The sequence below is a fragment of the Morganella sp. B601 genome (assembly GCF_051172335.1).
In the GTDB taxonomy this organism is placed as follows: Bacteria; Pseudomonadota; Gammaproteobacteria; order Enterobacterales; family Enterobacteriaceae; genus Morganella; species Morganella morganii.
On the sequence record NZ_JBPIZE010000002.1, the window covers coordinates 522167 to 545795 of the forward strand.

The 23629-nt window shown below is 51.2% G+C and carries 18 protein-coding genes and 2 tRNA genes; 9 read left to right on the plus strand and 11 right to left on the minus strand.

Annotated features, from left to right (window positions below):
• Positions 1-93: 93 nt before the first annotated feature.
• Positions 94-1257 carry a cyclopropane fatty acyl phospholipid synthase gene (gene cfa / locus ACSBQN_RS07205; RefSeq protein WP_004239097.1) on the plus strand — a complete coding sequence of 388 codons (1164 nt, stop codon included), beginning with the start codon at positions 94-96 and terminating at the stop codon, positions 1255-1257.
• Between the two features lie 82 nt (positions 1258-1339).
• Here cfa and ACSBQN_RS07210 read toward each other — a convergent pair whose 3' ends face one another.
• Complete coding sequence (locus ACSBQN_RS07210) at positions 1340-2005, minus strand: riboflavin synthase (RefSeq protein WP_036408130.1); 666 nt, start codon at positions 2003-2005, stop codon at positions 1340-1342.
• Positions 2006-2217: 212 nt separating this feature from the next.
• On the opposite strand from ACSBQN_RS07210, the gene ACSBQN_RS07215 reads away from it, so the two are divergent.
• From ACSBQN_RS07215 to ACSBQN_RS07235, 5 genes are all read left to right on the plus strand, one after another.
• Positions 2218-3591 (plus strand): MATE family efflux transporter, encoded by a 1374-nt coding sequence (locus ACSBQN_RS07215; protein WP_354633300.1) that lies wholly within the window; start codon positions 2218-2220, stop codon positions 3589-3591.
• A 146-nt stretch (positions 3592-3737) separates the two neighbouring features.
• A tRNA-Val gene (locus tag ACSBQN_RS07220) sits at positions 3738-3814 on the plus strand.
• Between the two features lie 29 nt (positions 3815-3843).
• A tRNA-Val gene (locus ACSBQN_RS07225) sits at positions 3844-3920 on the plus strand.
• Positions 3921-4308: 388 nt separating this feature from the next.
• Positions 4309-5721: a pyruvate kinase PykF gene (gene pykF, locus ACSBQN_RS07230; protein WP_004235443.1), complete on the plus strand. Its 1413-nt coding sequence runs from the start codon at positions 4309-4311 to the stop codon at positions 5719-5721.
• A gap of 325 nt (positions 5722-6046) precedes the next feature.
• Positions 6047-6283, plus strand: a complete 237-nt coding sequence (locus tag ACSBQN_RS07235) for a major outer membrane lipoprotein (protein WP_004239093.1) — start codon at positions 6047-6049, stop codon at positions 6281-6283.
• A 140-nt stretch (positions 6284-6423) separates the two neighbouring features.
• On the opposite strand, the gene ACSBQN_RS07240 is transcribed toward ACSBQN_RS07235, so the two are convergent.
• The 9 genes from ACSBQN_RS07240 to ydiJ form a co-directional block, all read right to left on the minus strand.
• Positions 6424-7506 carry a L,D-transpeptidase family protein gene (locus ACSBQN_RS07240; RefSeq protein WP_024473244.1) on the minus strand — a complete coding sequence of 361 codons (1083 nt, stop codon included), beginning with the start codon at positions 7504-7506 and terminating at the stop codon, positions 6424-6426.
• Positions 7507-7604: 98 nt separating this feature from the next.
• A complete protein-coding gene (gene sufE, locus ACSBQN_RS07245; RefSeq protein ID WP_024473245.1) occupies positions 7605-8024 on the minus strand; it encodes a cysteine desulfuration protein SufE in 420 nt (139 codons plus the stop codon).
• Between the two features lie 8 nt (positions 8025-8032).
• Positions 8033-9271 (minus strand): cysteine desulfurase SufS, encoded by a 1239-nt coding sequence (gene sufS, locus ACSBQN_RS07250; RefSeq protein ID WP_024473246.1) that lies wholly within the window; start codon positions 9269-9271, stop codon positions 8033-8035.
• On the minus strand, positions 9271-10575 hold the full coding sequence (sufD, locus tag ACSBQN_RS07255) for a Fe-S cluster assembly protein SufD (protein WP_024473247.1): 1305 nt from the start codon (positions 10573-10575) through the stop codon (positions 9271-9273). Before sufD ends, sufS begins: the two co-directional genes overlap by 1 nt.
• On the minus strand, positions 10550-11296 hold the full coding sequence (sufC, locus tag ACSBQN_RS07260) for a Fe-S cluster assembly ATPase SufC (protein WP_024473248.1): 747 nt from the start codon (positions 11294-11296) through the stop codon (positions 10550-10552). Before sufC ends, sufD begins: the two co-directional genes overlap by 26 nt.
• Positions 11297-11347: 51 nt before the next feature.
• Positions 11348-12832: a Fe-S cluster assembly protein SufB gene (sufB, locus tag ACSBQN_RS07265; protein ID WP_024473249.1), complete on the minus strand. Its 1485-nt coding sequence runs from the start codon at positions 12830-12832 to the stop codon at positions 11348-11350.
• Between the two features lie 15 nt (positions 12833-12847).
• A complete protein-coding gene (gene sufA / locus ACSBQN_RS07270; RefSeq protein ID WP_004235425.1) occupies positions 12848-13228 on the minus strand; it encodes a Fe-S cluster assembly scaffold SufA in 381 nt (126 codons plus the stop codon).
• A gap of 338 nt (positions 13229-13566) precedes the next feature.
• The gene (locus ACSBQN_RS07275) at positions 13567-13992 is read right to left on the minus strand and encodes a hotdog fold thioesterase (RefSeq protein ID WP_036408137.1); all 426 of its coding nucleotides are present in this window, start codon (positions 13990-13992) and stop codon (positions 13567-13569) included.
• 34 nt (positions 13993-14026) lie between these two features.
• Positions 14027-17095 carry a D-2-hydroxyglutarate dehydrogenase YdiJ gene (gene ydiJ / locus ACSBQN_RS07280; protein WP_201893226.1) on the minus strand — a complete coding sequence of 1023 codons (3069 nt, stop codon included), beginning with the start codon at positions 17093-17095 and terminating at the stop codon, positions 14027-14029.
• Positions 17096-17304: 209 nt separating this feature from the next.
• On the opposite strand from ydiJ, the gene ydiK reads away from it, so the two are divergent.
• A complete protein-coding gene (ydiK, locus tag ACSBQN_RS07285; protein WP_024473252.1) occupies positions 17305-18420 on the plus strand; it encodes an AI-2E family transporter YdiK in 1116 nt (371 codons plus the stop codon).
• A gap of 474 nt (positions 18421-18894) precedes the next feature.
• Here the strand turns inward: ydiK and ppsA are convergent, their stop codons facing one another.
• On the minus strand, positions 18895-21273 hold the full coding sequence (ppsA, locus tag ACSBQN_RS07290) for a phosphoenolpyruvate synthase (RefSeq protein WP_004239083.1): 2379 nt from the start codon (positions 21271-21273) through the stop codon (positions 18895-18897).
• Positions 21274-21491: 218 nt separating this feature from the next.
• Here ppsA and ppsR point away from each other — a divergent pair, with 218 nt between their 5' ends.
• Both ppsR and ACSBQN_RS07300 read left to right on the plus strand, forming a co-directional pair.
• Complete coding sequence (gene ppsR / locus ACSBQN_RS07295; RefSeq protein WP_004235416.1) at positions 21492-22355, plus strand: posphoenolpyruvate synthetase regulatory kinase/phosphorylase PpsR; 864 nt, start codon at positions 21492-21494, stop codon at positions 22353-22355.
• A gap of 146 nt (positions 22356-22501) precedes the next feature.
• Positions 22502-23551: a 3-deoxy-7-phosphoheptulonate synthase gene (locus ACSBQN_RS07300; protein WP_024473253.1), complete on the plus strand. Its 1050-nt coding sequence runs from the start codon at positions 22502-22504 to the stop codon at positions 23549-23551.
• Positions 23552-23629 lie beyond the last annotated feature (78 nt).

Consider the following 23629-nt stretch of genomic DNA (forward strand, 5'->3'; position numbering starts at 1 on the left):
GATGACGGCCAATTACACCGGTTCTGTTGTTCCCGCGCAAAACGTCATAAATAAAGCACTCAGAATCCCGCTTTGATAAAAATTGGAGATAATATGAGTTCTGATTGTGTCGAAAATCAAAAAACGCCTGCCGACTCCTGGCAGCGGATTGCCTCCGATCTTTTAGACGAAGCCGGCATTGAGATTAATGGTTCCCGCCCTTTCGATATTCAGGTGCATAACCAGCAGTTCTTTAAACGGGTCTTACAGCAGGGCTCAATGGGACTGGGTGAAAGCTATATGGATGGCTGGTGGGACTGCGAGCGGTTAGATATTTTCTTTCAGCGGGTGTTACGCGCAGGGCTGGAAAATAAACTGCCGCAGAATATCAACGATATTATAAAAATCGCCATGGCTCGTCTGCGTAATCTGCAAACCAAAAAACGGGCGCGGATTGTCGGCGAAGAACATTATGATCTGGGTAATGACCTGTTTGAGCTGATGCTCGACCCGTATATGCAGTATTCCTGCGGCTACTGGAAAGGTCTCAGCGATGACCCTGCCAATCTGGCGAAGGCACAGGAGCAGAAACTGCATCTCATCTGTGAAAAGTTACAGCTGAAACCGGGTATGCAACTGCTGGATATCGGCTGCGGCTGGGGCGGGCTGGCAGCGTATGCCGCAAAGCACTTCGGTGTGTCCGTGACCGGTGTGACCATTTCCGCTGAGCAGCAGAAATATGCTCAGGCGCGTTGTGCTGATCTTGACGTAAATATTATCCTGGAAGATTACCGCGATTTACATGAACAGTATGACCGGATTGTGTCTGTCGGGATGTTTGAGCACGTCGGGCCGAAAAATTACGCCACCTATTTTGATGTAGTCAAACGCAATCTGAAACCGGACGGCTTATTTTTACTTCACACCATCGGTTCAAACCGCAATAAAGTGAATGTGGATGCCTGGATCGGAAAATATATTTTCCCGAACGGCTGTCTACCGTCTGTGCAGAATATCGGTGACAGCAGTGAAAATAAATTAGTAATGGAAGACTGGCATAATTTCGGGGCTGATTATGACCGGACACTGATGGCGTGGCATTCCCGTTTTCAGGCAGCCTGGCCGTCACTGGAAAATAATTACACACCGCGCTTTAAGCGGATGTTCACCTATTATCTCAACGCCTGTGCCGGTGCATTCCGTGCCCGTGATATCCAGCTGTGGCAGATATTATGGAGCCCGCAGGGTTGTGAGGGCGGATTACGCGTTCCGCGCTGAATAGCATATCTGCAATAAACTATCCGCAATAAAAAATCCGGTCTGACAAAAATCAGTACCGGATTTTTTTATCTGAATAATATCAGACCTGCGGTTTTTCCGTCGGCACCGGCGGCGTCAGGCTTTCCTGCAACTGCTGCATTTTCTGCGCCAGCACCCGCTCTGTGGTATCAACAATCGCCTGCGTCTGCGGATCCAGCTCAATATTCACTTTATCGCCCAGCCGTTTTTTACCCAGCGTGGTGCGCTCACGGGTTTCCGGAATCAGATGCACACAGAAACGGTTATTAACCACATCCCCGATAGTCAGGCTGATACCATCAATACCGACAAAGCCTTTATGCAGGATATATTTCATCAGGGCTTTATCTTCGATACGCAGCCAGATCTGATAATTATTTTCAGAAACAAAAATCTTGGCAATTTCCGCCGTGGTGACAATATGGCCGGACATAATATGCCCGCCGATTTCATCGCCATATTTAGCGGCTCTTTCCAGATTGACCACATCACCGGTTTTAATGCTGCCGAGATTGGTCAGTCTTAAGGTTTCCTTAACCAGATCAAAACTGATTAAATCCCCGTCTATTTTTGTGACTGTCAGACAGCAGCCGTTATGTGCCACTGATGCGCCCGTTTCTATCCCGGCCAGCATATCAGGCGGGAATTTCACAGTGTGAGTACGAAAATTTTCTTTTTCTTCGATGGCGACGACGGGGCCTTTGCCTTGTACAATCCCGGTAAACATGCGGATCTCCAGTCAGTATTCGGATAGATTTATGCAGTTTATCCTGAAACAGAGAATTAAACAGCCCTTCCCGTTACATCCCGCACATTTAATTGTATTGGCTTGTATTTGATTAATCGCTAGAATGATTTTTCCGCCTGATCCGGTAAATATGTTACGAATCCCGGAAAGTCTTTCCTCCTCCTTTTATCAGAATAAATAAGGTGTATTACGTGCAGAAGTATTTGAAAGAAGCGCGTACTTTGCTGGCTCTTGGTATTCCCGTTATTATCGCGCAGTTTACACAGACAGCGATGGGCGTGGTTGACACTGTGATGGCCGGCAGAGTCAGTGCGACAGATATGTCCGCCGTGGCTGTCGGTACCTCCATCTGGCTGCCCGCTATCCTGTTCGGCCATGGCCTGCTGATGGCGCTGACCCCGGTGGTCGCGCAGCTCAACGGCTCCGGTCGCCGTCCGGTGATTGCCAATCAGATCCGTCAGGGTATGTGGCTGGCGGCATTTTTATCCGTCCTGGTTATCGCGGTGCTCTATAACAGCCGCTACATTATTGAAAATATGCCGCATATTGACCCGGTTCTGGCTGAAAAAGCCGTCGGGTTCACTCACGCTATTATGTGGGGTGCGCCGGGTTACCTGTTTTATCAGGTGCTGCGCAGCCAGTGTGAAGGACTGTCGAAAACCAAACCGGGGATGGTGATTGGTTTTCTCGGCCTGCTGGTGAATATCCCGGTCAACTATATTTTTATTTACGGAAAATTCGGCGCGCCTGCTCTCGGCGGTGTCGGGTGCGGTGTCGCGACAGCTTCCGTGTTCTGGGCAATGTTCCTGTTTATGCGCTGGTATGTGAAACATGCCCGTTCACAGCGCGATGTGCAGCCGAAGACCCGTTTTACCCCGCCGGACTGGGCGGTAATGAAGCGGATCACGCAGCTCGGCCTGCCGATTGCCCTGGCACTGTTCTTTGAGGTCACGCTGTTTGCCATTGTTGCCCTGCTGGTTGCGCCATTAGGTGTCACGGCGGTGGCCGGACACCAGATTGCCCTGAACTTCAGCTCTCTGATGTTTATGTTCCCGATTTCACTGGGGATCGCCACCACTATCCGTATCGGCTTTAACCTCGGAAAAAGTTCCACGGAGAAAGCGCGTGTATCCGCCTATACCGGGCTGGGTGTCGGGCTGATGATCGCGGCGGTGACAGCGCTCTTTACCGTGCTGTTCCGTGAGCCTATCGCGCTGCTGTATAACGACAATCCGGAAGTAGTGATTATGGCCTCCGGCCTGATGCTGTTTGCCGGTATTTATCAGTTGTCGGATTCCGTTCAGGTAATCGGTGCCGGTGTGCTGCGCGGTTATAAAGACACGCGCGCCATCTTCTATGTCACCTTTACGGCTTACTGGATCCTCGGCCTGCCGTCCGGTTATATTCTCGGACTGACAGATCTGGTGGTACCGGCGATGGGCCCTGCCGGGTTCTGGATCGGTTTTATCATCGGATTAACCGCCGCCGCCATCGGTATGGCATGCCGGATCCTGTGGTTACAGAAACAGCCGGACAGTTTTATCCTGCAACACGCCGGTCGTTAACGGCTTTTTGGCAGGGGAAATGCACAGTTTTCAGTCCGATAGCATTAAATACGAGCAGTCGGACAAGAAAATGTGTTTTTCCCCTTGCAAGAGTCGGTTCTGATCGTTAATATTCGTCCCCGTTGTCAGCGAAGATATTAAAGAATGCGTCCATAGCTCAGTTGGTTAGAGCACCACCTTGACATGGTGGGGGTCGGTGGTTCGAGTCCACTTGGACGCACCATTTACTTCGCAAAGCAATTTTCACACAGTGCGTCCATAGCTCAGTTGGTTAGAGCACCACCTTGACATGGTGGGGGTCGGTGGTTCGAGTCCACTTGGACGCACCATTTCTCAGCAGTTCTGTTTTACCTCCCTTTTCAGTTCATCCGATTTTCAGTCCGCTACCCTCTTCTGTTTTCATTGTATTTCTGCGTATCAATACAGCTGTTTTCTTGCGTTACCGCAAGAATGTTAATTTATTTCTGATTTTATGATTCAAATCACACTAATAACCCTCTATAATGCCTGCGTAGTTGTTGAATGGATTCAGCTTGCTGATTTACAAGCACTGAAACAGAGAGGCGTGATAAAAAACACGCTATACTGAATCTGTTTTTTTACAAAAACGACTAATTTTAATAACCGGGGATCACGACAATTGCCTATTCTTACTCATGCGGTGTGAATACAGGCGGTTGTTCACTATTTACTCTCAATAACTGTAGATGGGCTGTCATGAAAAAGACCAAAATTGTTTGTACTATCGGACCTAAAACCGAATCAGAAGAGAAACTCGAAGCACTGTTAGATGCCGGCATGAATGTTATGCGTCTGAACTTCTCCCACGGCGATTACGAAGAACATGGTCAGCGCATCAAAAATCTGCGTGCTGTCTGTGCGCGTACCGGTAAGAAAGCAGCCATTTTACTGGATACCAAAGGCCCTGAAATCCGTACCATCAAACTGGAAGGCGGCAATGATGTCGCACTGGTGGCGGGTCAGACCTTTACCTTTACCACGGATAAATCTGTCATCGGTAACAATGAGCGTGTTGCCGTCACTTATGCGGGCTTCGCGCAGGATCTGAAACCGGGCAATATCGTTCTGGTCGATGACGGCCTGATCGGCATGCGTGTGAAAGAAACCACCGCAACAGAGGTTATCTGCGAAGTTCTGAATAACGGTGACCTCGGTGAAAACAAAGGGGTTAACCTGCCGAATGTGTCTATCGGCCTCCCTGCTCTGGCAGAAAAAGACAAACAGGATCTGATTTTCGGTTGCGAGCAGAATGTTGACTTCGTTGCAGCTTCCTTTATCCGTAAACGTGCCGATGTGGACGAAATCCGCGCTCATCTCAAAGCCAACGGCGGCGAACATATCCAGATCATCTCCAAGATTGAAAACCAGGAAGGGATGAACAACTTCGACGAAATCCTCGAAGCCTCTGACGGTATCATGGTTGCCCGTGGTGACCTGGGTGTGGAAATTCCGGTTGAAGAAGTGATTTTCGCGCAGAAACTGATGATCGAAAAATGTAATACCGCCCGTAAAGTGGTCATTACCGCAACTCAGATGCTTGACTCCATGATCAAAAACCCGCGCCCTACCCGTGCGGAAGCCGGTGACGTTGCCAACGCCATCCTCGACGGTACCGATGCGGTTATGCTGTCCGGTGAAAGTGCGAAAGGGAAATACCCGGTTGAAGCTGTCAGCATCATGGCGACTATCTGCGAGCGCACTGACCGCGTGATGCACAGCCGTCTCGGCGATTTACAGGCCGGTAAAAAACTGCGTGTGACTGAAGCAGTCTGCCGTGGTGCGGTTGAAATGTCAGAAAACCTGGATGCTCCGCTGATCGTTGTGGCAACCGCCGGTGGTAAATCCGCGAAGTCTGTCCGCAAATACTTCCCGAAAGCCCCGATTCTGGCGCTGACCACCAACGAAACCACTGCCCGTCAGTTACTGCTGGTGAAAGGTGTGACCACCAAACTGGTGAACGAAATCTTATCGACCGATGATTTCTACCGTATCGGCCGCGAAGCTGCGCTGGAAAGCGGTCTGGCCACCAACGGTGAAATCGTGGTGATGGTATCCGGTGCGTTAGTACCAAGCGGCACCACCAATACCTCATCCGTACAATTACTGTAATATTTTTCAGCATTGTCTGAATTAATGAGAGCACCCGCTGCGTGGGTGCTTTTTTTATTCTAAACTGTAGGGGAACATGAAATGAAGCAACGGGCCGCAAAATAATTGCCGCTTTCTGAATACGGGATGATACCGCACTGCTGTATCTGTCTCCGCATCAGATTATTTGGTTGAGAATTACGCAATTGCCGTTTTTTTTTGATTTATTTTGCGGTTTCAGGAAAATAATCTTTGTAAACGCTGAATTTCTATTCTCTTTCCCTATTGAAATGTGTAATATCATTACTGCTACTTGGTGATTAACTTTAATCTAGAGGGTATTAAAATGGGTCGTTCTAAGATTGTATTAGGTGCTGTAGTTTTAGCTTCTGCATTATTAGCAGGTTGTTCTTCTAACGCTAAATTTGACCAACTGGACAACGACGTTAAGACGCTGAATGCCAAAGTTGATCAACTGAGCAACGATGTTAACGCAATCCGCGCTGATGTTCAGCAGGCTAAAGACGAAGCAGCACGCGCTAACCAGCGCTTAGACAACCAGGTTCGTTCTTACAAAAAATAATTTGTAATCACGATCTGAAGAACAGGTGGCGTAGCATAAATTATGTTACGCCATTTTTTTATGCCCGCGATTTATGCCGGGCGTAAAAAAACCGCCTCACAGCGGAAGCGGTTTTCATTTATCACAGCGTAAAAGCGATATTACTCTGCGCTGTTTTCCTCACGGACAATCGGACCCGGCTGGGTTAACTGACCCGGAGCAAAATCGGCCGGTTTCAGGTTCAGTGCTTTCACTTCCGCTTCTTCGTCCATTTCCACCGGTGCAAAGTTAGTTTTCTCTGCCGGTGCTGCTTCCTGCTTATACTGCGCATCACGGCTGACATTCACCGGCATACCGGAGCGGCGGGCAATCGCCTGCTCAACGATGGCGCTGTTAGTGTCCGGAGACTGAATAAAGCTGGTCAGTCCGGCAGAACGCGCAATCGGCATAGTCTGCGGGTCGTCATTTTTATTACGGGACAGCGGCTGGTGTACTTCCACATAGCGCTGACCATCCGGTTCAACGGCATATTTCACCGGCTCATTCACGATCTGAACCCGTGTACCTTTCGGAATGGTTTTAAACAGTGCTTCAATATCATGCGGACGCAGACGGATACAACCGGAGCTGACACGCATACCGATACCAAAGTCCGCATTGGTGCCGTGGATCAGGTATTCACCGCGACCGTGCGCCAGACGCAGAGCAAACAGCCCCATCGGGTTTTCCGGGCCGGCCGGGATAACTGCCGGTAAGGTGATCCCCTGAGCCGCATAGGCTTTGCGGATATTCGCGGTTGGTGTCCAGGTCGGATCTTTGATCAGCTGGGAAACTGAGGTGGTCATGACCGGGGTATCACGCCCCAACTGGCCGATACCAATCGGGTAGACCCGCACGGTATTGGTGCCCTGCGGGTAATAGAACAGACGCAGTTCCGCCAGGTTAATCACAATACCCTGATGCGGGGTGTCCGGCAGGATCAGTTGTGACGGGATAATCAGTTCGCTGCCGGGTTTCGGCAGATACGGATCCGTCCCCGGGTTAGCTTCCAGCATCGCCAGCAGGCCGATACCGTATTCGGCTGCAATCGCTTCCAGTGAGCGTCCGTCATCCGGCACAACATAGGTGACGTTTTCGCCGATGACCCGGCCCTTATCCGCAGGGAGTTGATATTCGGTTGCCCGGGCTGTTAACGCAGTAACCGCTAACAACAGCCCGCCCAGCAACGGGAGAATTCGTTTCATTCCAGATCCTCAGCTGATGATATAAAAAAATACGTGGCCGCTTTCCGGCCACGCCAGGTAATATATTATTAGCAGAGTAAGTAAAAGGGAACGATGTTTTATCTCATTTGCTGCGTGTTTTGTATGATTGTTCTGACCATGGCGTTCAGTCCCTGAGTACGGGACGGGGTCAGATGGACAGAAAGTGCCAGTTCCGAAAAGATTTGTGCGATATCCAGATCACGGATTTCCGCCGGCGTTTTTCCCTGATACAGCGCGATAACCAGCGCCACCAGGCCTTTAACAATCGCGGCGTCGCTGTCACCGGCGAACCAGACCCGCCCTTCCTCATCCTGCTGCATGATGATCCAGACCTGACTCTGGCAACCTGATATTTTATACTGCGGCTGCCGCTGCTCTTCTGTCAGCGCCGGTAATTTTTCCCCCAGCTCAATCAGGTACAGATAACGTTCCTCCCAGTCATGGCAACGGGAGAAATTGCGCAGTAATTTTGCCTGATCCGGCAGCGTAATTTTCATCAGGATCCTTAACCCAGCAGTTTTGCGGTACGTTTCAGTGCGTCCGTCAGTATATCAATATCAGCTTCCGTGGTGTAGAGCGCCAGTGAGGCACGGCACATGGCACTGACACCATAATGCGCCAGCAGCGGCTGTGCGCAGTGATGCCCGGTGCGGACAGCCACGCCGTAGCGATCCAGAAATGCGCCGGTATCAAAAGCGTGATGCGCCCCGAGGTTAAAGGCGATCACCCCTTCCCGCTGTGCATTACCGTACAGAATAATACCGGGCACCTCTGCCAGCCGCGTCAGTGCATACTGCATGAGCGTGTGCTCATACGCAGCTATCTCCGCCATACCGATGTTATTCAGGTAATCCAGAGCAGCTCCCAGGCCGATAATGCCCTGGATATTGGGTGTTCCCGCCTCAAAACGCCACGGTACATCCGCATAGGTAATGCCGTTCGTCAGGCTGACCTCTGCGATCATGGCACCGCCGCCTTCGCGGGGCGGCATGTTATCCAGCAGGGATTTACGTCCCCACAGAATACCGATACCGGTCGGTCCGTACAGCTTATGGCCGGAGAATGCATAGAAATCACAATCCAGCGCCTGTACATCCACCGGCTGATGCATTGCGCCCTGAGCGCCGTCCACCAGTACCGCCAGTTCTCCCCCGGCGGCACGACTCAGTTCACGCGCCTGCGCAATAATCGCTTTCACCGGGTTCACGGTGCCGAGCACATTGGAGAGATGGGTAAAACTCAGTAATCTGGTGCGGTTATCGAGCAGTTCCGGCAGTTTGCTCAGCACCAGAGTGCCGTCATCCGCCATCGGCAATACACGAATTTCAATCCCCGCGCTCTCCGCCAGCATATACCAGGGCACAATATTGGCGTGATGTTCCATCTCCGTGATAATGATATTGTCACCATCATTGCAGAATGCGCGGCCAAAACTGTCCGCCACCAGATTGATGGCTTCCGTGGTGCCTTTGACAAAAATAATCTCTTCCGTCTGCGGCGCATTGATAAACGCCGCCGCTTTCTGCCGCACCGCTTCCGTGGCGGCCGTGGCCTCTGCACTTAATGTGTGAATGCCGCGGTGAACCGCAGCATAATGGTGAGACGTAAAATCACTCACCGCATCAATCACCTGCTGAGGTTTCTGGGCACTGGCGGCACTGTCGAGGTAGACCAGTGGTTTGCCGTTCACCTCCCCGGCCAGTACCGGGAAGTCTGCCCGCCGCTGTTGTGCTGAATAACTCATTACTGTTTATCCCCCTGATCCAGCGACTGACGGATACGCGCCATCACCACGTTATTCAGGACTTCATCGCTGATCGCATCAGTCAGTTCCGCAGCAAACGCGAGGATGATCATCTGCTTCGCGGCTTTTTCCGCGATCCCGCGTGTGCGCAGATAAAACAGCTGTTCCTCATCAATCCGCCCGACCGTCGCACCGTGGCTGCACTTCACATCATCGGCATAGATTTCCAGCTGCGGTTTGGTATCGATTTCTGCTTTCCGGCCCAGCAACAGGTTATTGTTGGTCATCTGGCCGTCTGTTTTCAGTGCATGCGGTGCCACTTTGATCATGCCGTTAAATACCGCGCGGCTGTTATCCATCACAATGGTTTTATGGCGCTGGCGGCTTTCACAATACCCCTTGTTATGCTCCAGATAAGTACGGGTATCAGCGATTTCGCCGTGTTTCGGCAACACCAGGCTGTTCATGGCCAGCACGATAGCTTCGCCGTTAAGCTGTGTACTGGTGTGATGGCGGGTCAGTTTGCCGCCGAGCAGAAAACTGGTGCTTTCCACACGGGCATGAGCGGCGATCACCAAATCATTATGAGCAAAATGGTACGCCTGCGGGTTTTCAAACCCCAGTTTCAGATGGCGGAAATCACTGTTTTCCCCCACGACTGCCGTCATCCGCGCCCCGGTGAAATGGGCGGATTGTTCATCCGGGCTGATAAAGTGCTCAATCACAGAAACAGCCGCATTCGCGCCGATATCGAGGTGATAGCGGCTGTGGCGCATATTCAGTGCGTCATTATGTGCCGTTGAAATATTCACGATATACAGGGGTTTTTCCGCCTGTGCGCCGGCTTTCACGCGGATCATTAACGGTGTCTGCGCCAGGCTTTCAGTCAGGTGCAGGAAAATCTCGCCGTTAACCGGTGCCGGGAATTTACTGTGGCGGTCAGCCACAGATAACTCAAACACACCAAAATCCGCATCACTCCACTGCGGGGCAAACACACCGTCCACCAGCACTATGCGGTATGCATTCAGTGAGGTCAGCACCGCCTCCGGTAAGACGTTCAGTGTTCCGGTCTTATCCTGATAATCTGCCTCCAGCAATGGTGTCAGCGACGTATAATGCCAGTCTTCCTGATGAAAGGCCGGGAAGCCGGTTTTCTGTGCCTGCTGCCAGTGCTGCGCGGCGTGCCCGGAGAGCGGATGCTGCGCGATCAACTGCTCTATCCGCCCCATTGCGGCCAGGTTGCGCTCACTGACCTCGCGGCGTTTCAGCGCGCGTTCACTGTTGGTCAATAAGCCAGCCATATCCCTGCTCCTCCAGTTTTTTCGCCAGTGAGAAATCACCGGATTTGATGATTTTGCCCTGATACAGCACATGAACAAAGTCCGGCTTCACATAATCCAGGATGCGCTGATAGTGAGTGACAATAATAAAGGCGCGATCCGGACTGCGCAGCTGATTCACCCCGTTAGCCACGGTCTTCAGGGCATCAATATCCAGCCCGGAATCCGTTTCATCAAGAATGCAGAGTGACGGCTCAAGGGCGGCCATCTGCAGGATATCGTTACGCTTTTTCTCACCGCCGGAGAACCCGACGTTCACCGCACGCGTCAGCAGATCCTGCGGCATATTCAGCAGCTCAATTTTATCTTCGATAAAATCGGCGAAATCGAAGCGGTCCAGCGCCTCTTCACCACGATATTCGCGCACTGCATTGACTGCGGTTTGCAGGAAGAACTGGTTACTTACCCCGGGAATTTCCACCGGGTACTGAAAGGCGAGGAAAATCCCTTCACCGGCACGGTCTTCCGGTGCCAGTTCCAGCAGGTCTTTACCTTTAAAAGTGACGGTTCCGCTGTCAATTTCATACTCTTCCCGGCCGGCCAGTGTGGCAGACAGGGTACTTTTACCGGAGCCGTTCGGCCCCATAATGGCGTGGATTTCCCCCGGTTTCACGTCCAGTGATAACCCTTTGAGGATTTCGTTACCTTCCACGCTGACATGCAAATCTTTTACGCTTAACATAATGTACTACTCCGTCCCGCCGGTTATCCCGCAGGCGCTGATTCTGATGGATTAACCGACACTGTGTTCCAGGCTTATCGCCAGCAGTTTCTGTGCTTCCACAGCAAATTCCAGCGGCAACTCAGAGAACACGTCTTTACAAAAACCATTTACAATCATCGAGATGGCGTCATCTTCGCTGATCCCGCGCTGTAAGCAGTAAAACAGCTGGTCTTCACCGATACGCGAGGTAGTGGCCTCATGCTCCAGTTGCGCACTGTTATTCATCACTTCCACATACGGGAAAGTGTGTGCGCCGCACTCTGTGCCGATCAGCATAGAGTCACACTGGGTAAAGTTACGGGCGTTTTCCGCCCCCGGCAGCACCTTCACCAGTCCCCGGTAGCTGTTCTGGCTTTTCCCGGCGGAAATCCCTTTCGAGATAATGGTGGATTTGGTATTGCGACCGATGTGGATCATCTTGGTACCGGTATCCGCCTGCTGTGTGCCGTTGGTCAGGGCAACAGAGAAGAATTCACCGACAGAGTTATCCCCTTTGAGGATCACACTCGGGTATTTCCAGGTGATAGCAGAGCCGGTTTCAGACTGTGTCCATGACATTTTGGAATTTTCACCCTCACACAGTGCCCGCTTGGTGACAAAGTTGAGGATGCCGCCTTCACTGTCACCGCCGGAGAACCAGTTCTGAACAGTGGAATACTTCACTTCCGCATCTTTATGGATGATCACTTCCACAACCGCCGCATGCAGCTGATAAGTGTCACGCACCGGTGCGGAGCAGCCTTCGATATAGCTGACATAACTGCCTTCATCCGCAATCAGAATGGTGCGTTCAAACTGGCCTGTTTTGGCTGCATTAATGCGGAAATAGGTGGATAATTCCATCGGGCAGCGCACCCCTTTCGGGACATAAACAAAGGTGCCGTCAGAGGCAACCGCCGAGTTAAGTGCGGCGAAAAAGTTATCGTGATTGGATACCACGGTACCGAGGTATTTCTGCACCAGTTCCGGATAGTCGTGAATCGCTTCCCCGAACGAGCAGAAAATCACACCGTGTTTTTTCAGCTCATCACGGTAAGTGGTTGAGACGGATACGGAGTCAAAAATCGCATCCACCGCCACCGCCTGCCCTTCGCGAACCGGCACGCCGAGTTTTTCAAAGGCTTCTTCCACTTCACTGGTCAGGAAACTGCCCGCCGGGCTTTGCACTGCCCCCGGCTGTGAGCCGCAGGTATCATCACACGAGCCGCATGACGGCGCGGAGTAATAGCTGTAATCCTGATAATCCAGCTGCGGATACTTCGCCTTCAGCCAGTGCGGCTCTTCCATCCCCAGCCAGTGCTGAAAAGCCTCCAGCCGGAAATTGAGCATCCACTCCGGTTCATTTCGTTTGGCGGAAATGGCGCGGATCACATTTTCGTTGATCCCTTTCGCCAGTTCATCGGTGGCGACGTTAGTGAAAAAGCCTTCTTTATAGCGTCCGTCATTCAGCCAGGTTTGGACGTCTTCACCAATCTCTGCATTGCTCTGAGACATAATATGGCTTCGCTCTTAAACCCCGAAGCTTTCACCACACCCGCAGGCATGCTGAGCTTTCGGATTATTAAATTTAAATATCTGATTCAGTCCCTCACGGACAAAATCCACTTCCGTGCCGTCGATAAACGGCATGGCTTTGCGCGGAACATACAGCCGGGCGCCATCACGCTCAAACAGCATATCCTCTGCATCCGCCTGATTAATCATTTCAAAAACATAACCAAACCCGGCACAACCGGATTGTTTGACACTCAGGCAAAGCCCGATACTGTCCGGGGTGTTTTTCATCAGTGTCACAATCTGCTTTGCAGCGGCCGCTGTCAGTGTGATACCTGTCCAGTCATTATCATTCAGTGAAAAAGTTTCCACCGGGTTGGTGCTGTGCGTTGTCATTATTGACCTCATAAAATTCGACGGGAGCTCTCCGTAAACATCATGTTAATGATAATATTTCTCACTTCAACCACTTGCTTTGAAAGGATATTCCGATTGCTGCTTAAATAATAGACAAATATGTCGGGCGGGCGTTATCATTTTTGAGCGGAAAATGAATTAATCTTTTGTTTATAAAAGAGATTATTTATCAATGATAAATACTCATTACCGTACCGTTCAGTACAATATCAATGGCACAAAAGGATCATTATAAATACGACTTTTGAAGAGAAGTGCCGGTACACGGAAATTCCGGGCGGAATTCACGTAATACCGGCTGATATATTGCTCAGATGTTAATTTTTTGACCCGCGCAGGATCGCGGTGGTCAGACGGGAAATACAGCATAAGCGCTGCTGTTCATCAAAAATCTCAATAGACCAGACCTGCTGATTGCGTCCGAGGTGTATCGCCTTGCAATAACCGGTAACAACACCACTGCGCACCGCACGCACATGGTTAGCGTTAATCTCAACACCGACCACGGTTTCCTCCCCTTCACTGCACAGATAACCGGCCACAGAGCCGAGGCTTTCCGCCAGTACCACCGATGCCCCGCCGTGCAGCAGGCCGTGCGGCTGTTTTGTCCGTTCATCAACCGGCATCGTCGCGATTAACTGCTCCGGCTCAACTGCCGTAAAGACAATGCCCAGGTGGCTGAGCATATTCCCTTCCGAAATGCGATTCAGTTCTGCCGGTGTTGCAGGTCGTTTCCATATCATTAATAAGCTCTCCGCGTCGTGTTTTATCCCGCTGTCAGGATACCAGTGTCAGCAGCGCCTGCAACGGGTGCAGCATCACTTTGCCTTCCATCCGTTTTACCTGACTGCGGCAGGAGTACCCGGTGGTCAGGCAACGCTCTGACGGCAGAGACTGGTACGGCTGCGCCCAGGAAAGCTGATAAATCCCTTTCGAGCGCGCCAGGTTCGGCATCTCATGACCGTAGGTTCCCGCCATACCACAGCAGCCGGTACTGACAGACTGTAGCGAGGCGCCAAAACGACGGAAGAGATTCTGCCAGATTTTCACACTGTCCGGCAGTGCTGTGGACTCAGTACAGTGGCTGAACAGATACCAGGGGGGAGTATCCTCACTGACATCTTTCACCGGTAATAAATCCGTATGTTCCGTCAGAAATTCATGGACTAACATCACGCGGAACTGTTGTTTCTCCGGTGGCAGAACGGTTTTGTATTCATCGCGGTAACAGAGCACCAGTGCCGGATCAACCCCCGCCATCGGGCAGCCGAGCCGCGCAACCCGGTTGAGGAAATCCGCCGTTTTGTTTGCCGTACGGGCAAAGCGGGCGAGAAAACCTTTAATATGCTGCGCTTTTCCGTTCGGACTGAACGGCAGCAGTACCGGCTGAAAACCAAGCTTTTCCGTCAGCGCGGCAAAATCGGCCACCACTTTTGCGTCAAAATAGCTGGTGAACGGATCCTGAACGATAAAGAGATAGCGCCCGGCCCGGCGCTGTTCCTCACTCATGCTTTCCAGCATTTCCAGGGTGACGGAAACCGCATTGCTTCCCGCCAGATGCTGTTTCAGTGACGGTGAGGACAACAGCGGTAAATCGGTCATGCCCACTGTTTTTTCACTGAGTTTCTGCACCCACGGCTGTTTCAGGAAAAAGTTAAACACCTTCGGCGCTTTCGCCATCAGCGGCGCACCGGCCTCCACATTCGCCACCAGATGGTCGCGCAGTGGCCGCAGATAGCGTCCGTGATAAAGTGCCAGAAACCGGGCGCGGAATTCCGGCACATCAATTTTAATCGGGCACTGTGTGGAGCAGGCTTTGCAGGCCAGACAACCGGACATCGATTCCTTCACTTCATGGGAGAAATCATATTCCCCGCGTGAGGCCCGCCGCGTATTACCGATTTTTTCAATCAGTCCGCGAAGTGAAATACGGTTCTGCGGTACGGCCTGTGATAATAATGCAGGGTCTGTGCCCTGCTCTGCCAGCAGCCGCAGCCACTCACGTACCAGTCCGGCACGGCCTTTCGGCGAGTGAAAACGTGATTGCGTCACTTTCATTGACGGGCACATCGGACTTTTGACATCAAAATTAAAACACAGGCCGTTGCCGTTACAGTTCATCGCACCGGAAAAAGTATTTCTGACCTCAACGGGGATCGTTCTGTCATAGGTGCCGCGCTTAATGGCATCCACCTGCATCATTGGTGCGTCACTGGTTAACGGCGCACAGATTTTGCCGGGATTGAGCCGGTTTTCCGGGTCAAATGCCCCTTTTATACGGCGCAGTTCGCGATACAGCGTATCACCGAAGAAAGCCTCACTGTACTGCGCCCTGAACCCTTTACCGTGCTCCCCCCACAGCAGCCCGCCGTATTTGGCAGTCAGCGCGACAATATCATCGGAAATCTGCTTCATCAGCATTTCCTGTTCCGGAGAGCACATGTCCAGCGCCGGACGCACATGCAATACGCCCGCATCCACATGGCCGAACATGCCGTATTCCAGGTGATGACTGTCCAGCAGTGCACGGAATTCAGTGATGTAATCCGCCAGATGTTCCGGAGGCACACAGGTATCTTCGACAAACGGGATCGGTTTTGCCGCCCCTTTACTGTTACCGAGCAGGCCCACCGCTTTTTTGCGCATTGCATAAATACGCTCAATACCACTCAGTTCCCGGCAGACCTGATAGCCAATCACACCCGCTTCATTATTTGCCATTAATGAATCCAGGCGTTCACACAGTGACGCAACCTGCCCGTCAATCAGCGCTTCATCATTACCACAGAATTCAACGATATTTAATCCCAGCAGGGTCTTATCCGGCACATCTGTGATCAGTTCACTGACGGAGTGCCAGACGATATCTTCCCGTGCCAGATTCAGCACTTTTGAATCCACGGTTTCCACTGACAGCGCCTGAGCCGCCACCATAAACGGTGCATTGCGCAGCGCGGAATCAAATGCATCATATTTGACATTCACCAGGCGGCGCACTTCCGGGATCGGTGTGATATTGAGTTTTGCCTCAGTGATCACCGCCAGTGTGCCTTCCGAGCCGGTCAGGATACGGGTCAGATCAAAGGTCTGCATATCATCACTGAAGACATGGCGCAGATCATAACCGGTCAGAAAACGGTTGAGTTTCGGAAAGCTCTCCAGAATGGTCTGCCGGTGAGTTTCGCAGCTCTCCAGTATGGTGCGGTAAAGTTCCCCCGCAGCACTTTCCTCCTGTGCACAGCGCCGCGCCTCACTGACCGGCAGCGGCGCGGTATCCAGCAGATCACCGTTAAGCAGTACCGAGCGCAGCCCCAGCACATGATCTGAGGTTTTGCCGTATACCAGTGAGCCCTGGCCGGAAGCATCAGTGTTAATCATTCCGCCGAGGGTGGCGCGGTTGGAGGTGGATAACTCCGGCGCGAAAAAATAGCCGTAAGGTTTCAGATACGCATTGAGCTGATCTTTAATCACGCCCGCTTCCGCCCGCACCCAGCCCTGCTCCGGGTTAATTTCAAGAATGCGGTTCATATAGCGGGATAAATCGATCACCACACCGTTATTCAGCGACTGACCATTGGTGCCCGTACCGCCGCCGCGCGGGGTAAAGGTAACCGACCGGAATTCATTCTGTGCGGCGAGGCGCATCACCAGAATCACATCGGCGGTCGAACGCGGGAAAACGATTGCCTGAGGCAGAAGCTGATAAATACTGTTGTCGGTCGCGAGTGTCAGCCGATCGCCATAGCGGGTGGTGGTATCGCCGGTAAATCCGCTTTCATTGAGGGCGTGAATATAACGTTCAACCGCCGGGCTTACCTGTGGGGATTGCGTTAATCGTGGGATCATTATCTGCGGCTCTTTTATCATAAATGGTCACATTGCAAATCTGACAATATAATTATGTGGTTAACTCTTCATTCTGATGCATGATTCATGCGAGAATATTCACCTTAACACACAATGTATTCATTTTGCGCCTGCAATAAAATAACGCAATATTTGCGCTCCTTTATCGGGAACAACCAGTTAATTCATTTACAAAGGGAAACTTATCCGTGGAAAAATCGCAACCGGGTTATGATTTACCTAAACTAATATTCGCCGTCGGAGCGATATCAATTCTCATTGTCATTAGTTTTTGGGTATTAAGTCCGTTTCTTCCGGGCTTCGTCTGGGCGGGTATGATAGTGATTGCCACCTGGCCGGTTTATACCGCAATCCGCCGCCGTGTCCGTAACAGCCGCTGGATAGCCGCATCTGTGATGGTCATGCTGATTATTCTGCTGTTTGTCTTTCCGCTGGCGCTGCTTATCAACAGTATTGTCGAGAACAGCGAGCCACTGATGCGCTGGGTCAAATCTCCCGGCCAGCTGACACTGCCGGAACTCTACTGGCTTGACTCAATCCCGGTTATCGGGCCGAAACTGTTTGCCAGCTGGACAACCCTGGTCGCCAGCGGCGGCAACGCGATGATGGCCAAAATCCAGCCTTACCTCGGACAGGGCGCGGCCTGGTTCCTGACTCAGCTACTGAGCGCCGGTAAATTCCTGTTCCATCTCGCGATTATGCTGCTGTTCAGCGCGCTGCTCTATCTTCAGGGCGAAGAAACAATGCGCGGCTTCCGTCACTTTGCTCTGCGCCTCGCCGGCATGCGCGGTGATGCCGCCGTACTGCTGGCAGCGATGTCTGTCCGTGCCGTAGCGCTGGGGGTGGTGGTCACCGCACTGACTCAGGCAATTATCGGCGGGCTGGGACTGGGGCTTGCCGGTGTGCCGTTTGCCGCTATCCTGACGGTGCTTATTTTTATCTGCTGTGTGGCGCAACTCGGCCCGCTGCTGATTATGATCCCGTCCATCATTTATCTGTTCTGGACCGGAGATACCACCTGGGCTGTCGTCATGATTGTCTGGGCCGGTATTGTTGCCACCATGGATGGCGTACTGCGCCCGTACCTCATCAAAATGGGGGCGGATTTACCGATGGTATTGATTCTGACCGGCGTTATCGGCGGGATGTTATCGCTCGGAATGATCGGGCTCTTTATCGGCCCTGTCGTGCTGGCGGTCTCCTACACTCTGCTGAAAGCGTGGATGAATGATGTGCCGAAGCCGTCAGATGACCTGACCGAGGTTCGCGCCTATATGGAAGAACAACTCACAGAAAAAGAATAAGTTTTTAATCAGAGGTGCAGAAATGCACCTCTGATATATTTAATTAATTATTCAAATATGGTTCATAAATAGCATTAATAATTTGAAATATTAATATACATTGAGAGAATTGCACCGGACTTATTCCGGATACGGACAGAGGTTCTGAATATATTTCACTTATCTAACAATCAGTAAATATATATATTGAGACAATTCTTAATGCAGGCATATCTTAATTATTTTAATATATCAGCCATCAAGTAACGAATTAAAAGGTATTGTTATTCATTACAATGATACCTTCCGAATACAAATATTGCTGTGTGTAGTCTTTGCCTGTCAGCCCATGATAGGCTTTTTTTTTGCCTGTAATTCAGGGTATCTGATTTGGTTTTATTTTGATTTGCCTTAAGTGCGCACAGACATTCTAACACTGAATACGAAAAAAAAGCCCGAAATAATCCGGGCTTTTAATCATTTTAAATGATTGAATCAGTGATTTTCTGCTAATGAAATCCAGGTTTTCACTACAGTATCCGGATTAAGAGAAACACTGTCGATTCCCTGCTCCATCAGCCAGGCAGCAAAATCCTGGTGGTCGGATGGCCCCTGACCACAGATTCCCACATATTTGTTACGTGCTTTCGCCGCTTTGATAGCCATCGACAGCAGCGCTTTCACCGCATCGTTACGCTCGTCAAACAGAGTGGAAACCACACCGGAATCGCGATCCAGACCCAGTGTCAGCTGTGTCATGTCGTTGGAGCCGATAGAGAAGCCATCGAAATACTCGAGGAACTGATCTGCCAGCAGTGCGTTTGACGGGATTTCACACATCATGATCAGACGCAGGCCGTTTTCACCGCGTTTCAGACCATGAACCGCCAGTTCATTCACCACGGCTTCTGCCTGTGCCACAGTACGGACAAACGGGATCATCACTTCGACGTTAGTCAGATCCATATCATTACGCACACGTTTCACTGCTTCACATTCCAGCGCGAAACAATCACGGAAATCATCATGCACATAACGGCCTGCACCACGGAAGCCCAGCATCGGGTTCTCTTCATGCGGTTCGTAGATATCTCCGCCGACCAGGTTGGCATATTCGTTGGATTTAAAGTCAGACAGACGGACAATCACTTTCTTCGGATAGAACGCCGCTGCAATCGTGGCAATCCCTTCAACCAGACGACCGATATAGAATTCAACCGGATCATCATAGCCCTGCATCATGCTGCGGATTTCAGCCTGTAATTCCGGAGTCTGCTGATCAAATTCCAGCAGTGCGCGCGGGTGCACACCAATCATACGGTTGATGATAAATTCCAGACGCGCCAGGCCGACACCTTCATGCGGCAGGCAGGCAAAGTCAAATGCACGGTCAGGGTTACCGACGTTCATCATGATTTTGGTACCCACTTCCGGCATTTTATCGATTTCAGAAGAGTGGATATCAAAATCCAGTTTGCCGCCGTAGACGTAACCGGTATCCCCTTCAGAACAGGAAACCGTCACTTCCTGGCCTTCTTTCAGGAGTTCGGTGGCATCACCGCAACCAACCACCGCCGGGATCCCCAGCTCACGGGCAATGATTGCCGCATGACAGGTACGGCCGCCGCGGTTGGTGACAATCGCCGCCGCTTTCTTCATGATCGGTTCCCAGTCCGGGTCAGTCATATCAGTGACTAACACATCACCCGGCTGAATACGATCCATCTGGCTCAGGTCATGGATAACTTTGACCACACCGGCACCGATACGGTGACCGATTGCACGGCCTTCAACCAGCACATTGCTCTGGCCGTTCAGCTGATAACGTTCCATCACCTGCTGGTTAGAGCGGACGGTTTCCGGACGCGCCTGAACGATATACAGTTTGCCGTTGTTACCGTCTTTCGCCCACTCGATGTCCATCGGACGACCGTAGTGTTTTTCAATGGTAACAGCCTGTTTTGCCAGTTCTTCCACTTCGCTGTCGGTCAGTGAGAAACGTTTGCATTTTTCTGCATCCACATCCTCAATACGCACCTGTTTGCCGTGGCTGGTGTCATCCGCATAAACCATCTGGATTTTCTTGGAACCCATGGTGCGGCGGACAATGGCCGGACGGCCTTTTTCCAGGGTTGGTTTGTGGACATAAAACTCATCCGGGTTTACCGCGCCCTGTACCACCATCTCACCCAGCCCGTAAGCGGATGTGATAAAGACAACCTGGTCAAAACCGGACTCGGTATCGATAGTAAACATCACGCCGGAAGACGCGAGATCAGAACGCACCATGCGCTGAACACCGGCAGACAGTGCAACACCACGATGGTCATAGCCCTGATGCACGCGGTAAGAAATCGCGCGGTCATTAAATAATGAGGCAAATACGTGCTTGATGGCGACCATGATCGCATCAATACCCTGCACGTTTAAGAAGGTTTCCTGCTGTCCCGCGAAGGAAGCGTCCGGCATGTCCTCAGCCGTTGCGGAAGAACGCACAGCAAAAGATGCGCCTTTCTCGCCTTCGGACAGCTGCTCATACGCGTGACGGATGTCCTGCTCAAATTCCGCGGAGAACGGGGTATCAATTACCCATGCGCGGATCTGTGCACCGGCTTTCGCCAGCTGGTTGACATCATCAACATCCGTTTTATCCAGCAGCTCATAAATGCGCTGGTTGACGCCACTTTGCTCAAGAAAGTCATTGAAGGCCTGTGCCGTGGTGGCAAAACCATTGGGAACAGACACGCCTAATCCGGAAAGATTGGTTATCATTTCGCCTAAAGACGCATTTTTACCACCGACACGGGGTACGTCATTCATACCTAACTGGTTATACCAAAGTACATTACACGGGGTTTGACCATTGTTGGACATTGCAAGCAATCCTTTTAACATTCAAAAGAAGGTAAAATCGGAAATACGGGCTCTGCTGAGCATCAGAAACAGATTATCACAATGTTTGTAAGAATATAGACAGGTGAATCGATCAACCCGATTACAATATTTTTTTATCCTTTATAATCATGTTTTAATTTATTTATGCCGTTGCTCCGGATTATCGATTCAGCAAAAAACATAGGAAAATAAATAACATGTCTATCACAACCGGCTCATCTTCTGATACACAAAATAAAGAAACACGGAGTGTCTTCTTTATTTCTGACGGAACGGCAATTACGGCGGAAGTATTAGGCCATGCTGTATTATCACAATTCCCTATCGATATTATCGCTTACACCCTGCCGTTCGTGGCAACTGTCGAGCGCGCGCTGGAAATCAGACAAAAAATCGATACCATTTTTGAAACCACCGGGTTACGCCCTCTGGTGTTCTACTCCATTATCTGTCAGGACGTGCGCGAAGCCATTACCGGCAGTCAGGGCTGCTGCCAGGACATAGTGCAAACCCTGGTCGCGCCGATTCAGAAAGAGATTCAGATGGATCCGCAGCCGATATTCAACCGGACCCACGGTTTATCCAAACGTAATCTGAGCCAGTATGACGCCCGTATCGCAGCCATTGATTTCGCACTGGCACATGATGATGGTGTATCCCTGCGCAATATGGATCAGGCGCAGGTTATTCTGCTCGGCGTTTCCCGCTGCGGTAAAACCCCGACCAGCCTGTATCTGGCTATGCAGTTCGGTATTCAGGCTGCCAACTATCCGTTTACCGCAGATGATATGGATAACCTGCAGCTGCCTGCGGCCCTGAAGCCGTATAATAATAAGTTATTCGGTCTGACCATTGATCCTGAACGTCTTGCCGCTATCCGCGAAGAGCGCCGCGAAAACAGCCGCTACGCCTCAATCCGTCAGTGCCGGATGGAGCTGGCAGAGGTGGAAGCGCTGTACCGCAAACACAAAATCAGCTACCTCAATACCACCAACTATTCGGTGGAAGAGATATCGACAAAAATCATCGATTCTCTGGGATTAAACCGCCGTATGTTCTGACAGCGGAAACGGTTAAGTGGATCACATTCCCCCGGTGATCCACTTTCTGCAATTGTATCTTGTAATCATCACGTTTTCGTTTATTGTGATCGGTATCACTGTGGTTTAACACAGCAACTGACCGAATTCAGAGACAGCACTAATCTATGGAAAAAACGGATGAACTGCGCACACGGGCGATAGACAAACTGATCACCCCGTCTGCGCTGGCCGGTGAGTTTCCGGCCACAGAAGCAATTAATAAGAATGTCACCACATCACGAACCCGCATTGAACGTATTTTAACCGGCGATGACCCGCGTCTGCTGGTGATTGTCGGCCCCTGCTCCGTGCATGACCCGATTGCCGCACTGGATTACGCACAGCGCCTGAGCGAGCTGCTGCCGAAATACAGCTCACGCCTTGAAATTGTGATGCGCACCTATTTTGAAAAGCCGCGTACCGTGGTCGGCTGGAAAGGACTGATTTCAGATCCGCGTCTGGATAACTCCTGCCAGGTCAATGAAGGTATCCGGCTGGCGCGCAAACTGCTGATCGACGTTAATGCACTGAATGTCCCGACAGCCACCGAGTTTCTCGATATGGTCACGGGGCAGTATATTGCGGATCTTATCAGCTGGGGGGCTATCGGTGCCCGGACCACGGAAAGCCAGATCCACCGCGAAATGGCCTCCGCACTCTCATGCCCGGTCGGCTTCAAAAACGGTACTGACGGCAATATCAAAATTGCGATTGATGCCATCCGCGCCGCACAGGCCGGTCATATGTTCCTGTCACCGGATAAAGACGGGCAGATGACGATTTATCAGACCAAAGGCAATCCGTTCGGGCACATTATTATGCGCGGCGGTAAGACACCGAACTATGCTGCCGGTGATATTGCTCACGCCTGTGATCAACTGCGCCAGTTTGATCTGCCGGAACATCTGGTGATTGATTTCAGCCACGGCAACTGTCAGAAAATCCACCGCCGTCAGCTGGATGTCGCCAAAGATGTCGCACAGCAGATTAAAGACGGCTCGCGGGCTATCGCCGGTGTTATGGCCGAAAGCTTTATTCAGGAAGGCACACAAAAACTGGTGAATCACAAAGCGCCGGTTTACGGACAATCAATTACCGATCCGTGTCTGAGCTGGGCAGATACCGTCACCATGCTGGATATTCTGGCTGATGCGGCGGATGCCCGTTTCATCTGAAACTATTCCCTTGTTACGAAACAGGATGCACCTGCATCCTGTTTATTCATCACCCGCAGTTATCATTCCTTCCCCATA

Bases quoted from the DNA above. Each gene is read 5' to 3' on its own strand.
- cfa (WP_004239097.1), top strand. From the start codon at position 94: ATGAGTTCTGATTGTGTCGAAAATCAAAAAACGCCTGCCGACTCCTGG.
- ACSBQN_RS07210 (WP_036408130.1), bottom strand. From the start codon at position 2,005: ATGTTTACCGGGATTGTACAAGGCAAAGGCCCCGTCGTCGCCATCGAA.
- pykF (WP_004235443.1), top strand. From the start codon at position 4,309: ATGAAAAAGACCAAAATTGTTTGTACTATCGGACCTAAAACCGAATCA.
- ACSBQN_RS07235 (WP_004239093.1), top strand. From the start codon at position 6,047: ATGGGTCGTTCTAAGATTGTATTAGGTGCTGTAGTTTTAGCTTCTGCA.
- ACSBQN_RS07240 (WP_024473244.1), bottom strand. From the start codon at position 7,506: ATGAAACGAATTCTCCCGTTGCTGGGCGGGCTGTTGTTAGCGGTTACT.
- sufE (WP_024473245.1), bottom strand. From the start codon at position 8,024: ATGAAAATTACGCTGCCGGATCAGGCAAAATTACTGCGCAATTTCTCC.
- sufS (WP_024473246.1), bottom strand. From the start codon at position 9,271: ATGAGTTATTCAGCACAACAGCGGCGGGCAGACTTCCCGGTACTGGCC.
- sufD (WP_024473247.1), bottom strand. From the start codon at position 10,575: ATGGCTGGCTTATTGACCAACAGTGAACGCGCGCTGAAACGCCGCGAG.
- sufC (WP_024473248.1), bottom strand. From the start codon at position 11,296: ATGTTAAGCGTAAAAGATTTGCATGTCAGCGTGGAAGGTAACGAAATC.
- sufB (WP_024473249.1), bottom strand. From the start codon at position 12,832: ATGTCTCAGAGCAATGCAGAGATTGGTGAAGACGTCCAAACCTGGCTG.
- sufA (WP_004235425.1), bottom strand. From the start codon at position 13,228: ATGACAACGCACAGCACCAACCCGGTGGAAACTTTTTCACTGAATGAT.
- ACSBQN_RS07275 (WP_036408137.1), bottom strand. From the start codon at position 13,992: ATGATATGGAAACGACCTGCAACACCGGCAGAACTGAATCGCATTTCG.
- ydiJ (WP_201893226.1), bottom strand. From the start codon at position 17,095: ATGATCCCACGATTAACGCAATCCCCACAGGTAAGCCCGGCGGTTGAA.
- ppsA (WP_004239083.1), bottom strand. From the start codon at position 21,273: ATGTCCAACAATGGTCAAACCCCGTGTAATGTACTTTGGTATAACCAG.
- ppsR (WP_004235416.1), top strand. From the start codon at position 21,492: ATGTCTATCACAACCGGCTCATCTTCTGATACACAAAATAAAGAAACA.
- ACSBQN_RS07300 (WP_024473253.1), top strand. From the start codon at position 22,502: ATGGAAAAAACGGATGAACTGCGCACACGGGCGATAGACAAACTGATC.